Below are 14,943 nucleotides of genomic sequence, written 5' to 3'. Positions count from 1 at the left end.
ACAGCCTTACTCGGAAAAGTCGATCAATACGCTTTTTGTCCTGCGGTTTGCTTCGTAGGCTTGGCGCCCCAAATCTTTGCCGATACCAGAACTTTTAAAGCCACCTGTTGGTATCGCGAAATCCCAACTCCGGCCATACCTATTGACCCAAACTGTCCCTGCGTCCAGCGATTTCACCATTCGCATTGCTCGATTTAAATCGGCAGTATGTACTCCAGCGGATAAGCCATATGAAGGGTGAGAGGCTAATTGAAGGGCTTCTTCATCTGTTTCAAACGTTTCTACGCACAGTACCGGACCAAATATTTCGTTTCTCACGGCGTCCATTTCCATATTGACGTTGGTCAAAATAGTTGGCTTATAAAAAGCAGACGAATCTGTTCCGCCCACCATGCAACCTCCGGTAAATAGGCTCGCGCCTTCTTCAACCGTTTTCCGCACTACAGTGTCTATTCTGTCGGCTTCTTTTAAAGAAATAATGGGGGATAACGTTGCATTATTTTCCCAAGTTGATTGGGCGACTTGCTCTTCAAAAACCGACGAAATACGCTCTATTAACTGCTCTGCGACGCCTGCTTGCACAAGTAAGCGCGAACCGGCAACGCAAACCTGACCGGAGTTTGTCGTAATCGCACCTGATATACGGCGTGCTACTTTATCTATGTCTTTAATATCGTTGAACACCAGCTGAGGGCTTTTACCCCCTAATTCCAGCGTAACAGGCTTAGTGCCAGACTGAGCACACGCCGTCATAACAAGCGCGCCCGTTCGAGTCGATCCAGTGAAAGTAACTTTGGAAATGAGTGGATGCCGAGCCAGTGTATCTCCAACCAACCCATCACCTTGAATAACGTTGAAGATCCCCGGCGGTATGCCTGCTTCAACGGCAAGCTCTGCCAATCGAACCACACTAAACGGCGTCATTTCCGACGGTTTTAAAACAACGGCATTTCCCGCAGCAATCGCTGGCGCGACTTTCCAAGATGCCATGACGAGAGGGAAATTCCACGGAGCAATCGCTCCCACAACACCAAAAGGTTCAGTAATGGTCATACCCAAATGATCGTCTTGTGTGGGAATGACATCGCCGCCACATTTATCTGCATATTCCGCATAAAAACGAATCCCTTCGGCGCAAAAGGGAATATCCCAATTTACCGTAGCACTGATAGGTCGCGTCGAACCAACTGACTCTAGTTGTGCAAGCGTCGTTACGTCCTGTTCGATTAAGTTTGCCCAGCGCTTCATTGCTTTGGCCCTATCGCGTGGCGAACGATTTGCCCAACCACTCTCTTTAAATGCTCGCCATGCATTCTCAACAGCTTGATCAACCAGATCGTGACTGGCGTTAGGAACGGACGCATAAAGCACAGCATCCGAAGGACGCATCACATCTATCGCCTCTCCACCCTCTACCGCGATTCCGCCGATAAAGTGATTATTTGGAATTCGAACCTCATCTGGGTTAAACGACAACATTTTTAATCTCCACTGTCTTTGTCGAGGATGTTGGTAAAAGCGTGAGGCTCCACAATTAAAAGAGCTCTAACATAACGCTTTAACAATAAATTGAACTGCCTACTATTCTATGCAGGTCTCGTCAGCGTTTTATGCCGTTAGAAACGCAATGATCGATACAAAACGTACTTTGTTCTCTCGATATTTACTCGTTCATGCCGAATGTATTTTTGGGTGCTCTACCCAGTAGAAATTCCATTCTGACGGTGACAAACTGTTCTTTAATCAAATCAAAAAACCGAGGATCAAAGGGTGCTAACCGAAACATCGAAGCGTCTACAAACTTATGAATTGACTATTCGCGAACTCAATGAAGAAGATTTAGATAAATTGCATGAACTTTCTGTCGCTGTACGGTGGCCACATCGTCCTAATGACTGGAAAATGCTTATATCATTGGGCGGTAAAGGTTATGTTGGTTGTGACTCGATTGGCCGAATTGTTGCCTCAGCAATGTGGTTTCCTCACGGTGAAAATTTTGCAACAATTGGGATGTTGATTACATCACCAAGGCTACAAACCTTAGGAGCAGGTCGCTGGATGATGAAACATGTTATGCGCGAATGCGCAGGCAAACACATCTTACTCAACGCCACAAAAGCGGCTTACCGTTTATATGAATCGTTGTCATTTCGTCCTATTCACACTGTTTACCAACATCAAGGAATTGCGTCTCCAAGCGTTGGTGTACCGGAACCTGATAACGCTCACATTCGAGAACTAAAACCTTCAGACATTCCTTCGATTGTGTCACTTGATCAATGCGCATTTGGGCACAATCGCGAGAATGTTATCAAGACCATTATTGAATGCGCACAAGGTACTGTTTTGATTCGTTCCGGCCAAATAGAAGCCTTTGCATTATGTCGAAAATTTGGACGCGGTCACGTAGTAGGACCTATTGTCGCCAAAAACAACGACGATGCGATTGCACTAACAGCACCTCACATCAGCGAGCACTCCGGCTCGTTTTTGCGCATAGACACCACCCAAACAACCGGAACATTCAAAGAGTATCTTACCCGTTCTGGACTGTCGGAATATGATACGGTTACCGCAATGACAAAAGACTCTTTTACGCCACATCAAGGACAATTCACTTGCTATGCATTAGCAAGTCAGGCCTTAAATTAACGCGATTTATTTCTAGCGATTCTCTTATTGACGCACAATCACAGGGGCGTGTTATATACACTGCCTTGTGGTCCGTGTTCCGATCATTTTGAACCTCTTTTTGACCCTGTATTGGAGAGCACAGTCGTCATGCAAAGGTCTCAAAATATTGTGCTGTAAAGGCATCTAAGTTCGGCATATGCTTTAAGATAAACGGTGCTTTTTCACACTCCATGTCGTTTTTATGATCAATCTGAATTTTGGCAAGAATGTCCTAGTTTTTTGCCGTCACCCTATCCACAATATTTCCTATTCGTGCTGCCTAAATTCAAGGTTTCTCTCTTTTAAGACACACATTAGTCCCTTTACCATTTCACTTTCAGGAGTTCTCTATGGCACTTGTTCAAGACCAACCCAAAGACACATCGGCGAACATCGAATCACCGATTAACTACCGTCCTATGACCGATGAAGACCTTCCTATCGCCTATGAATTATCCCAAGTGGTGAAATGGCCTCATCGAATGGAAGATTGGAAAATGGTCATGCGCTTAGGGAATTCGTTTGTTGCCGAGGAAGACGGTACGCCAATTGGAACGGCTCTTTGCTGGAGCCACGGTGACAAACATTCCTCATTGGGAATGGTGATTGTTTCTCCAGAGAAACAAGGTCGTGGTATCGGCCGTAAGCTGATGAATCAAGTATTGAACAATATTGGCGATGACAAGAGCGTTATTCTTTTTGCCACACCTTCAGGACAACCCTTGTACGAAAGCTTTAACTTCAAAGCGACAGGGAAAGTACATCAGCATCAGGCGATTGTTCAGCAACCCTCTTCTAGTGCACCTTTAGAAAGCGGATCACTTCGTTTAACCACTCTTGAAGACCACAAAAGCATCATAGCATTAGCGGAACAAGCCTGCGGAATAGCAAGAAGCGAAATGATTGCAGACGTAATGAGCTTTGGTGAAGGCATTGCTCTTGAAGAAAATAATCAGATCACAGGCTTTGCACTCATGCGCCCTTTCGGAAGAGGATACGCAATCGGCCCAGTGATCGCCTCCACTAAGGAGAACGCAAAAGCGCTTATTCAATATTGGGTAAACGCCTACGAAGGTCAATTTGTTCGTATCGACATCCCTGCTGACAGCAACCTTAGCTCGTGGTTAACAGAAATTGGGTTACCACAGGTCGACACCGTTGTTGAAATGGTACGTGGAGAGTCTCCAGAAAGAGATGAAAAAATACGTCAGTACGCCTTAGTGAGTCAGGCTCTCGGCTAATTTTTTGGCTTTCGCGCTATATACTCACCTCACGATGCTTTAAACTTAGTTTAAACGTTAAATGAAAATTGATACCCCAGCTCAATGCCTAACGATCGCATTGAGCTTTGCTATATCTAAGGAAACAGGTTGTGAAAAAAGTATTTATTGATGGTGAAACGGGCACAACAGGCCTGCAAGTTAGAGATCGTCTTCTTAATCATCCTCACATTGAAATTATCAGTATTGATCCTGCCAAAAAACGTGATGTTGAAGAAAAACGTCGTCTAATGAAAGAAGCCGACGTAACCGTACTGTGTTTACCTGATGAAGCGGCAAAAGACAGTGTTATCCTTGCAAAAGAAGAAGGCTGCCGAATTCTAGACGCAAGCTCTGTACACCGTGTTGCGGATGGCTGGGTATACGGCTTACCAGAACTGGATGAGAGTCAACGAGCAAAAATTGCAGATGCTCAGTTCGTATCAAACCCCGGCTGCTACCCAACGGGCGCTATTCTTCTATTAAAACCTTTGGTTGAAGCAGGCTTACTGGCTGCAAATGGAAACTACTCCATCAATGCTGTTTCGGGCTACAGCGGCGGCGGCAATGCATTGATTGACCGTTACGAAAACGGCAACGATGCGCCTGTATTCGGTGCCTATGGTTTGAACTTTAATCACAAACACCTGCCAGAACTTAAAGTCTGGTCTGGTCTGGAAAAAGCGCCAATATTCGCTCCAAGTGTGGGAGATTTCCGTCAAGGCATGCTGACATTCCTCCCTATGCACCTAGACGGCGACACGACGATGGCGCAGCTCCACGCAAAATTAACCGAAACGTATGATAACGAATCGTTTGTGGCTGTAAATGAGCTTAACCTGATTGCAGATGACGCCGCGCCATTCTTGACACCTCATGGTGTAGACAATACAAACAACGTCGAACTGTCTGTATTAAGCGCACCTGACAACCAATCGGGCGTGATCGTCGCTAAGCTTGATAACTTAGGCAAAGGCGCCTCTGGCGCAGCTGTTCAAAACTTAAACATCATGCTCGGCTTCGACGAAGGCATCGCGGTTAACCTTTAGAGAGTGTAGAGCGACCGCTCCAACGTACTCATAACCGAATACAAAAACGCCAGCGTCCCCGCTGGCGTTTTTCGTTTACAAATAGAGCCTTGTCTCACGTCACGAACGCGCCTCGCTCAATTCCCCTGATGTTTATTGTAAAACTCCTTCGTTTCTTCAACACAATCCTCATACTGACGACTCATTGATGGATATTCATTACACTGCTGTACGGCGCTATTACGAGCGACATCTTTAACGAAATTTGATTTCCAATTTTTATCTACATTAAGATTAGAGCATGCAGTACAAAGGCATAACATTAGTGAAGCAACAACGAGTTTCATTGATACATTCCTTATTATTTGATCGTGAAAATGAAGTCAAAGGCTGAAAAGTTTTATCACGGATAATTTTTAAAGCTCTCTCCAACTTCGATACAAGAAGTAAGTCGATATATCAAACAATACAGAATAGTTAAATATAGAGACAGAACAGCGAGAGTTTCTTATATTTTATGCTTGTTTTCAAGATTTGAAAAAAGACCCTACGCCCTTCGGGTTATGAGCCCAACGAGCTACCAGACTGCTCCATCCCGCGACTGAATACCTAATATGGGCATAACAGATACGACTTTTATATTGATTCTAGATATTTGAAATGGTTGCGGGAGCCGCTTATTTTTGAAGAGAATGAACCGACGACTTTAGTCGATCTTATATTGGTTGCGGGAGCCGCGTATTTTTGAAGAGAGTGAACCGACGACTTTGGTCGATCTTAAATTGGTTGCGGGAGCCGCTTATTTTTGAAGAGAGTTAACCGACGACTTTGGTCGATCTTAAATTGGTTGCGGGAGCCGCGTATTTTTGAAGAGAGTGAACCGACGACTTTGGTCGATCTTAAATTGGTTGCGGGAGCCGCGTATTTTTGAAGAGAGTGAACCGACGACTTTGATCGATCTTAAATTGGTTGCGGAAGCCGCGTATTTTTGAAGAGAGTGAACCGACGACTTTGGTCGATCTTAAATTGGTTGCGGGAGCCGCGTGTTTTTGAAGAGAATGAACCGACGACTTTGGTCGATCTTAAATTGGTTGCGGGAGCCGCGTATTTTTGAAGAGAGTGAACCGACGACTTTGGTCGATCTTAAATTGGTTGTGGGAGCCGCTTATTTTTGAAGAGAGTGAACCGACGACTTTGGTCGATCTTAAATTGGTTGCGGGAGCCGCGTATTTTTGAAGAGAGTGAACCGACGACTTTGGTCGATCTTAAATTGGTTTCGGGAGCCGCATATTTTTGAAGAGAGCGAACCAACGACTTTGGTCGATCTTAAATTGGTTGCGGGAGCCGCGTATTTTTGAAGAGAGTGAACCGACGACTTTGGTCGATCTTAAATTGGTTTCGGGAGCCGCGTATTTTTGAAGAGAGTGAACCGACGACTTTGGTCGATCTTAAATTGGTTGCGGGAGCCGGATTTGAACCGACGACCTTCGGGTTATGAGCCCGACGAGCTACCAGACTGCTCCATCCCGCGACTGAATACCTATTATGGCAATAACAGGTACGACTCTTACATTGATTCTAGATATTTGAAATGGTTGCGGGAGCCGGATTTGAACCGACGACCTTCGGGTTATGAGCCCGACGAGCTACCAGACTGCTCCATCCCGCGACTGAATACCTATTATGGCAACAACAGGTACGACTCTTACATTGATTCTAGATATTTGTAATGGTTGCGGGAGCCGGATTTGAACCGACGACCTTCGGGTTATGAGCCCGACGAGCTACCAGACTGCTCCATCCCGCGCCTAAATATCTATTTTCAATAAAAGATATACGCTGTAACTGATAAAAAATGCACCAATTCTTCCTACTGTTCGAATTGGTTGCGGGAGCCGGATTTGAACCGACGACCTTCGGGTTATGAGCCCGACGAGCTACCAGACTGCTCCATCCCGCGACATATGATTTACGTTCGTAAATCGCTTTTATCATGTGAACTACACTATGGCTTTCGCCTTTAAATGCTGCTTTCATCATGTCGCTTACTTAAGTACAGCGAACCGATGACCGTGGTCAATTTTAAATTGGTTGCGGGAGCCGGATTTGAACCGACGACCTTCGGGTTATGAGCCCGACGAGCTACCAGACTGCTCCATCCCGCGCCAAATTAATTTGCGCAAACATTCAATACTTGAGTTCACTTCGATGACGATCAATTTTTAGTTCAGCTACTGTCTATTTCTGGAAAAATAAATCAATAACATTTACGCACTAAAATTGGTTGCGGGAGCCGGATTTGAACCGACGACCTTCGGGTTATGAGCCCGACGAGCTACCAGACTGCTCCATCCCGCGTCAACGAGGTGCGTATTATAGGGAAGTAAACTTAGAGGTCAAGAGATTTTTTGAAATGAATTCAAATTGTTATGTTTATTCAATTCGAACTGAGAGAAGTACTTACTGATTCCAGATCGTTTTGATTGGTGACGCTTTGAATATTGAGCGAGTACACTTCGAGCGTCGCAAGACATGCCTTTCCAATTCACTAAGCACTGCTTAAGCCTCTGCTCGGTTGCAGAATATGTAACCCAACCATTTACTCCGTCTTCTACTCCTAACGATACACCAAACTCACTTACCAAAAGAACAGGCTTACCTAATGCATTGGCAACATCTATGACCTTGCTGTCAGGATCTATTTCACTCGATATCATTAAAAGACCGACGTGTTTAAAGCACGGGTTATATTCTTCAAAAATATTTTTCTTGGTGAATAAAGAAGTAGTGAGTCCAATTTTTTTGATCTGGTTCTCATATGCCCTTAAGTTTGGATCGTTTGTTACGAGCCCTACAGTAAGTAGTTCGCCATCCGTCTCATTAGCATCACAATAGACATAATTCGATGACAAACTTTCTGAGGACCAAATGTCTCCACCTAATAGAAAGCGAGTCATAGGTTCAAGCCTTACTTTTTTCTTTGAACTGCGGTCCATATGAAGAGGAAGTTGATTAGTGTAGAGCGGGCAACGAAGCGCAGGCTGGATTAATCGCCCTAAAACGGATGGGTGAGAACCAAAGCAAATAAGTCTATTGGGGTTCAAAGCTGAAATATGATCCAGTAGGCCTCTCATACTGGCTTTGAATTTACCTTTTACAGGATCATTTTGATCGGACAAGGCAAGAAATTGTACCTGCGTAGAAAACTCTGAGAGTTCGGATTTCAAGCTCTCAATAAAATTCAGCAAAGAGATCGGCGGTTCTCTTCCATCCCATAAAATCAACATGTCTAACATACAGTACTTTCTCACGGATAACATATAGAAGTGTAACGCTTTAAAGACCGCACGCTAGTCTCTACAGGGTGGATTTTTGCAAGCAGATGTAGCACCTAGTAAGGTTATGTAAAGCTAAAATAAGCCTCTATAATTAAGTTATTATTCTTTAAAGAGATATCAAAATGTTCTTTACAAAAGACAAAATGAAAAAAACAACCATAGTTTCATCCGACGAGGCCCTGCCTGGTAGGCAGAATGCAATGCCGATTACTGGTATCAGCGCAATTAACGAGGATAACCTTAAACGCCAACCTAATAAGGACGAAAAAGAAATCATTATTGGAATGGGGTGTTTTTGGGGAGCCGAGCGCAAGTTCTGGAACATGCCGGGGGTAACGGTAACAAGCGTAGGTTACGCGGGAGGGCATACTCCTAACCCAACGTATGAAGAAGTATGTTCTGGGCTTACAGGACACTCAGAAGTCGTTAGAGTTCTCTTTGACACCAAGGTCACATCTCTTCAAACAATTTTGCAAACATTTTGGGAAAACCATGATCCCACTCAGGGAATGCGCCAAGGTAATGATATCGGCAGTCAATACCGATCCGTCATTTACACTTCAACTCAAGAAGATTTAACGACGGCAAATGACAGTAAACTAAACTATCAGGCATTACTAAACAAAGCAGGGTATGGTCCCATCACAACCGAAATAGAAGCACTTTCTATTTACTATTTTGCAGAGGAATACCATCAGCAGTACTTATATAAAAACCCTAACGGTTATTGTGGGCTTGGTGGAACGGGCGTGAGCTGTCAAATCGGATTGGCATCTAAATAATCAAATTCACTCCATAAAAGACCAATAAAAAAGCTGGTGTCGATTTCTCGATCACCAGCTTTTTTTGTTCTACATAAACAGACTAGCCATCTACGTTTATAGTGTATTCCTGATCATTGAAAAGGACTGTAATACTTCCGGACGAGTCGATATCAGAATCATTGCCGAAGGTAGCAATCTGCTTAGTATAGTACTCGCTCTCTACTACTCCAACTCCGTCTTCTGTAATCGACAAGTTGTCACTCAAGTACGCCTGAATATCATCAGTGTCTTCAGGTACGGTTAGCAATTCAGATACATCTAACACATCCTCATCAGCATGGAAATCTACGAGAACATCGCCCGCATTATCGTCAGCGAGGATGAATAAGTCGGTTCCCTCACCACCTTCAAGCGTATCCTTGGCGTGTTCACTACCGCCATAAAGAACATCATCTCCGGCTCCACCAATAAGGCTGTCAGAGCCGCCTTCCCCATCGAGGTAGTCGTTACCATCACCGCCTTCTAGCGTGTCCTTACTGGAGCCGCCCAAAAGAAGGTCATCTCCATCTCCACCAAACAGTTCGTCTTTGTTAGACCCTCCATCAAGAACATCGTTTCCATTCCCGCCATACAGTTTGTCATTTCCTGAATCGCCTTGTAATAAGTCGTCTCCGTTGCCGCCCTCCAGAGTATCATTCTGAGAGCCGCCAACTAACCAATCATCTCCACCCTGACCGAATAGTTTGTCATCACCAGAGCTACCGACGAGCTTATCGTCACCATCTTCACCGTATAATTCGTCATTCTTAGAACCGCCGTCAATCTCATCGTTGCCGGACGTTCCTTCGACAGTATTTTTCTTCCAATGTTCAAAACCACTAATACTGCTATAGTCGGTCTTCGAGTGATCTATGGCACCTTCTAATTCCGCTTTATCAGACCAATCTCCTGAAGGAGTATTAGAGCCGCTATCTGAATCATCGTCAGAGTCATTATCTGAATCATCGTCAGAGTCTCTTTCAGCGTTATCAGTGTCAGTATTAGATCCATCTTCAGGCGAAGTATGAGTTGTTGGATAAGCATCACTACCAAGGTAATCGTACTCTCCTGACTCATCAGCAAGCTCAACAGTTAATTGGTGTCCTCCATACTGATCCCAGTAAACAATCTCGATATCATGACTTCCGCTTTCTTTTACTTCGAATGTCGCATAACGTGTCGTTGCTGATTGGACACTAGCATATTCAGCGACAACCTCACCATCAACCTTAATCTGATAACCATCATCCGCCGTTACCTTAAATGTATACGTACCTTCTTCTAACGTAACCGATCCTGACAACTTAATTACGGAGTCATCAGTACTTTGTTGATCATTGTATGTCAGAGTAGTTGAATCATCCCCAATGAAGTCCTCAAGATGATCGTCCATACCTAAATCACGGTTACCACTTCCCTCAGTGTAGTTGATTTCCGTTGCAATAAAGGTTGCATTTGGAGACTCAGCATTATCAATAACTTGCAACGCTTCCGTGATGCTATCAATATTCCCCCCCACTCCGTCATTTGAACTGCTACTGTAGTTATAGAACTCTGCAGACAGCCCTGAGCTACTACTCGTATCAATATCGTTGTCAGCAGGTACTGTTACTGTCTCAGTCGTTACAGCGCTAGAACCACCTTCCGAACTCGTTACAGTAACCGCAATATCGACGTCATTCGAAACACCATCTTCAACAGCGACATTAAGACCACTTAGCTGACTTTCAACCAAGGTGTAACTACCGTCTTGATTAGGCTCGATAGTGTCGCCATTTTGATCCTGTAGCGTCACGCCATCAGTCAATACAGCAATGCTATACGTCAATGTCTCACTACCGTCTGCATCTGTTTGAGCAGCAGAGATAGTAAGTGGATATAACGTATCGCTACTCGAAGTCAATGTTGCTTGGATATTAGAAATGTCAACTTCTTCATCAGATCCAGTGCTGTCGACATTAAATTCAATGGCAACTTTACCATCACTGTCCAATTGAACTGTGTAGGTATTACTTTGCGACTGACTGCTGCTGTCATGCTTCATGTCATAGGTAAAGCTTTCTAGCAACACACCGTTTGAAGAGACTTCATAACTATCGGCATACTTACCGCTAGAATCCCAGCTACCAGAAATTTTAGAGGCAAAAGACAGGGTAACTGTCTTACCTGCATTCTCACTGCCGAAGTCAAACGTTCTCGTTTCAACGTCTTCGTTATTCGTATCTTTACCTAAGTCACTTACATTGTCCGCATCTAACGTTGTAACCGTTGAGCCTCCAGAGGTCGCATCACCGAGTGTTACTGTCAGGCTCGGTGCATCAGCAACTGGCGTAATATTCAAATCAAGCGTCGACTCTGAGCCTGTATTGGTCGTGTAGGTCACTTGCGGAACCGTGCCAGACCAGTCATCGACCGGAGTGAACTCGTACGCGCCGCTTGCCTCGATTGTTAGCGTACCAACACCTGCAATAGTAATCGTTGATCCTGCCGTTGCGTTTTGCTCGTCCACCGAGAAAGATGCGATTTCGAGTGTTGAGTCTACATCAGAATCGTTCGCTAACAATCCATTCGCACTTGATACGGAAATACTTGTATCTTCCTGTGAAGAACCTACATCAGAAGCCAATTCAGACACATCGTCAACAGCGGTAACATTTACTGTTGTCTCTGCGGTCGCGGTTTCTCCATTTCCATCAACTACGGTATAACTGATCGTAGCCTCGCCATTGAAGTTCGCAGCAGGCGTGAATACAACCTTACCATCAACGATTTCAACAGAACCTTGACCGCTCGTTAGCTCAGCAGCATCAACACTTAATGCATCGCCATCTAGATCAGAATCATTTGCAAGAACATCAATCGTAATCGCAATGTCTTCTTCTGTAGTTACCGTCTCATCCTGAGCGGTTATACCGCCTATCTCAATAGTCAAACTCTCTGAGCTGTTGCTATTACCGGCTGAATCGGTCGCTACGACAGTAATGTCATGATTTCCATCAGACAATTCAGAGGATGGAGTGAACGTCCAGTTTCCATCAACAAGTTGAGCATCTCCAAGCTTATTAACACCATCAAATACCTCAACAGATGACACATCTGAGTCAATACCAGAGATATTAAATGTTGGCGTAGTATCATTCGTAACACCATCGGTATTAGAAGAACCTGTATCGCTATCTGGGTCAATCGAAACAGTAGGCTGACTTACAGAAGTATCCGCAGGCAATGCCGTTGCGCTAACGTCGTTAGAGACATTACCCGCTGCATCAGATAAAGACGCAATGATTGTAGCTTCTGGTAACACCTCAACTTCAATGCCACTGTCGATCATCACTTGTGTAAGTTTAACCTCAACAGGTTGACCATTGCTGACGCTGTAGGTCAAGGTATCACCTACTTGAGAACCGGTGACAGAGATAGTCGCCGTTACCGTGCCGTCTTCACCAAGTTCCTCTGCGTTGTAAACACCATCCTCAGATCCATCACCTGCTATAGCGATCGTTGGCGTCGCAATCTCTGTATCGACGCTATAAGTAGTAGTGCCAATTGAATCTACTGTATTTCCAACAGCATCGCTTGAACTCACAACCGCAGTAAGCTCTTTCTGCTCAGAAAGGTCAGAACCCGCTATTTTAACGGACCAAGAGCCGTCTGCCCCAACGGTTGTTGTGTAAGTAATGTGGTTAACTATAAGAGAAACAGTATCGTTTTCTGATATGTCACCGCCAGATGCATTACCCGTCACTAGCACTTCGTCATCCGCAGCTTCCGTTGCATTAATCACATTGTCGGATGCAATAGGATCTATAGTGACCTCACCTGCTTCGGCGGATAAATCCATAAGCGCTTGGGCTTTGCCTTCCTCAGAAATGTTGCCATATTGATCCATCAAAATAGCGGCAACTTGAATTGTATTGCCATCACCAGGATTAGCAAACGATGCAGATACTGAACCAGCCTCAAGCATGTTAGAGTCAATTGTAATTTGAATTAACGTCTCATAATCAGTAACTACAATTATATCCCCTTCCACAGTACCAGATGGCAGACCTACAGAAACATCAACATCATTATCAAGCTCTTTACTGCTAATTATTCCATCTGGCCTTGTACGATTCCCAGTCTGTATACCTTCAAAATCTTCTGTGATCGTCACCGTCGGTGCCGCTGTCGCCGTGGTGTCACCCATCGTCGCTTTGTCTGTACCTTTATCTGACGTGTTACCCGCAATATCCGTAATGGTCGCCGTCACGCTCAACTCTTCGCCATCCGCTGGACGATCGTATTCGAACGTCACTGTGCCCGCGTCGATTTGATCTTGCGTTAACGTCTCCGCGTCTTGGCCGCTCACGTTCAATACGTCGCCAGCAACCGCACCCGCTGGCAAACCAACACTTACGTTCACTTTGTCAGCGCTGCCAATTTCAGTGTTGCTGATCGTGAGATCGTCGTTATCATCCTCTATGATCTTGACCGTAGGTGCCGCTGTCGCCGTGGTGTCACCCATCGTCGCTTTGTCTGTACCTTCCGCTGACGTGTTACCCGCAATATCCGTAATGGTCGCCGTCACGCTCAACTCTTCGCCATCCGCTGGACGATCGTATTCGAACGTCACTGTGCCCGCGTCGATTTGATCTTGCGTTAACGTCACCGCGTCTTGGCCGCTCACGTTCAACACGTCACCTTCAACCGCGCCAATTGGCAACCCAACACTTACGTTCACTTTGTCAGCGTTGCCTATTTCGGCGTTGCTGATCGTGAGATCGTCGTTATCATCCTCTATGATCTTGACCGTAGGTGCCGCTGTCGCCATGGTGTCACCCATCGTCGCTTTGTCTGTACCTTCCTCTGACGTGTTACCCGCAATATCCGTAATGGTCGCCGTCACGCTCAACTCTTCGCCATCCGCTGGACGATCGTATTCGAACGTCACTGTGCCCGCGTCGATTTGATCTTGCGTTAACGTCACCGCGTCTTGGCCGCTCACGTTCAACACGTCACCGGCAACCGCGCCAATTGGCAACCCAACACTTACACTTACATTCACCTGCCCATCAATTTCGGTGTGGCTAATCGTACCGTCGTTGTTCGTATCTTCTGTGATTTCCACAGTCGGTTTGAACAACTCGTCAACCGTATAAGTCGATCCACCAATTTTGACATTTTCAACATCAATAAGCAGAACTACATCGTTCGTATCACCGCGAGTGATTTGAAGGTTGCCATTGTCATCAACAACAAAGGTTGCTTGATCAACATCGAAATTGTTGAAGATCACAGTATCCGTTCCAGCACCGCCATCTACTGTCAGCGAATCATTCGCATCATCCGAACTAATGGTTATGGAGTCATTACCAGAACCGGTCATAACATAATCATCGTCAGCTTCAGCCGAGATGCCACTCCATGTACCATGCCAGTAGTGAGCGGTATTTGAAAAGTCGCTGGTATTACCAGCAGTATCGGTTTGTACCGCTTTAAAGAACTCATTGTCGTTGACTGGCACATCGTTGAGGTTAGACACATCCAAAGACCAAGTGCCGTCTTCTGATACTGTCGTCGTTACTTCTGACAACTCAGTATATTCACCAGTTTGAGTGTCGTTACCATGGCTTGTCGAATTAGCAATAACCCACAACGTAACCGTTGCACCGGCTTCACCCGTACCATGCAATGTAACAGTTGAGTAATCGGAACCCGCAGAGTCATCTGTAATATTAGTGATGACTGGAGGTTCTACAGAAGTATCCAACGTCGCATCTTTGCTGCCTGTCGCCGCGTTGCCCGCTGTATCTGTCACGTCCGCAACCACTGTGATGTCGCCATCAACCAGACCCTTACC

7 protein-coding genes and 6 tRNA genes are annotated in these 14,943 nt (G+C 45.2%); 4 read left to right on the top strand and 9 right to left on the bottom strand.

Annotated features, from left to right (window positions below):
• Positions 1-6: 6 nt before the first annotated feature.
• On the bottom strand, positions 7-1,479 hold the full coding sequence (locus tag DFP79_RS17385) for an aldehyde dehydrogenase family protein (RefSeq protein ID WP_133505210.1): 1,473 nt from the start codon (positions 1,477-1,479) through the stop codon (positions 7-9).
• A 291-nt stretch (positions 1,480-1,770) separates the two neighbouring features.
• Here DFP79_RS17385 and DFP79_RS17380 point away from each other — a divergent pair, with 291 nt between their 5' ends.
• From DFP79_RS17380 to argC, 3 genes are all read left to right on the top strand, one after another.
• The gene (locus DFP79_RS17380) at positions 1,771-2,652 is read left to right on the top strand and encodes a GNAT family N-acetyltransferase (protein ID WP_133505209.1); all 882 of its coding nucleotides are present in this window, start codon (positions 1,771-1,773) and stop codon (positions 2,650-2,652) included.
• Between the two features lie 371 nt (positions 2,653-3,023).
• The gene (locus DFP79_RS17375) at positions 3,024-3,914 is read left to right on the top strand and encodes a GNAT family N-acetyltransferase (RefSeq protein ID WP_133505208.1); all 891 of its coding nucleotides are present in this window, start codon (positions 3,024-3,026) and stop codon (positions 3,912-3,914) included.
• 131 nt (positions 3,915-4,045) lie between these two features.
• Positions 4,046-4,981: an N-acetyl-gamma-glutamyl-phosphate reductase gene (argC, locus tag DFP79_RS17370; protein ID WP_133505207.1), complete on the top strand. Its 936-nt coding sequence runs from the start codon at positions 4,046-4,048 to the stop codon at positions 4,979-4,981.
• Between the two features lie 1,433 nt (positions 4,982-6,414).
• On the opposite strand, the gene DFP79_RS17365 is transcribed toward argC, so the two are convergent.
• The 7 genes from DFP79_RS17365 to DFP79_RS17335 all read right to left on the bottom strand — a co-directional run bounded on the left by DFP79_RS17365 (position 6,415) and on the right by DFP79_RS17335 (position 8,256).
• Positions 6,415-6,491, bottom strand: a tRNA-Met gene (locus DFP79_RS17365).
• Positions 6,492-6,552: 61 nt separating this feature from the next.
• Positions 6,553-6,629, bottom strand: a tRNA-Met gene (locus DFP79_RS17360).
• A 61-nt stretch (positions 6,630-6,690) separates the two neighbouring features.
• Positions 6,691-6,767, bottom strand: a tRNA-Met gene (locus DFP79_RS17355).
• Positions 6,768-6,843: 76 nt separating this feature from the next.
• Positions 6,844-6,920, bottom strand: a tRNA-Met gene (locus DFP79_RS17350).
• A gap of 128 nt (positions 6,921-7,048) precedes the next feature.
• Positions 7,049-7,125, bottom strand: a tRNA-Met gene (locus DFP79_RS17345).
• A 116-nt stretch (positions 7,126-7,241) separates the two neighbouring features.
• Positions 7,242-7,318 (bottom strand) — tRNA-Met (locus DFP79_RS17340).
• A 38-nt stretch (positions 7,319-7,356) separates the two neighbouring features.
• Positions 7,357-8,256 carry a hypothetical protein gene (locus tag DFP79_RS17335; protein ID WP_133505206.1) on the bottom strand — a complete coding sequence of 300 codons (900 nt, stop codon included), beginning with the start codon at positions 8,254-8,256 and terminating at the stop codon, positions 7,357-7,359.
• Positions 8,257-8,420: 164 nt separating this feature from the next.
• Between DFP79_RS17335 and msrA the strand changes: the two genes are divergently transcribed.
• Entirely contained in the window at positions 8,421-9,080 is a 660-nt protein-coding gene (gene msrA, locus DFP79_RS17330) for a peptide-methionine (S)-S-oxide reductase MsrA (RefSeq protein WP_133505205.1), read from the top strand.
• An 82-nt stretch (positions 9,081-9,162) separates the two neighbouring features.
• Here the strand turns inward: msrA and DFP79_RS17325 are convergent, their stop codons facing one another.
• Complete coding sequence (locus tag DFP79_RS17325; RefSeq protein WP_208111453.1) at positions 9,163-14,901, bottom strand: Ig-like domain-containing protein; 5,739 nt, start codon at positions 14,899-14,901, stop codon at positions 9,163-9,165.
• Between the last annotated feature and the right edge of the window lie 42 nt (positions 14,902-14,943).

Source organism: Marinomonas balearica, from assembly GCF_004362145.1.
GTDB lineage: Bacteria > Pseudomonadota > Gammaproteobacteria > Pseudomonadales > Marinomonadaceae > Marinomonas > Marinomonas balearica.
Note: the sequence above shows the minus strand (reverse complement) of the source record. Positions and strands in the feature narration are given on the sequence as shown.

Excerpts from the sequence above, each read along its gene's own strand:
- DFP79_RS17385 (WP_133505210.1), bottom strand. The coding sequence starts at position 1,479 with ATGTTGTCGTTTAACCCAGATGAGGTTCGAATTCCAAATAATCACTTT.
- DFP79_RS17375 (WP_133505208.1), top strand. The coding sequence starts at position 3,024 with ATGGCACTTGTTCAAGACCAACCCAAAGACACATCGGCGAACATCGAA.
- DFP79_RS17335 (WP_133505206.1), bottom strand. The coding sequence starts at position 8,256 with ATGTTAGACATGTTGATTTTATGGGATGGAAGAGAACCGCCGATCTCT.
- msrA (WP_133505205.1), top strand. The coding sequence starts at position 8,421 with ATGTTCTTTACAAAAGACAAAATGAAAAAAACAACCATAGTTTCATCC.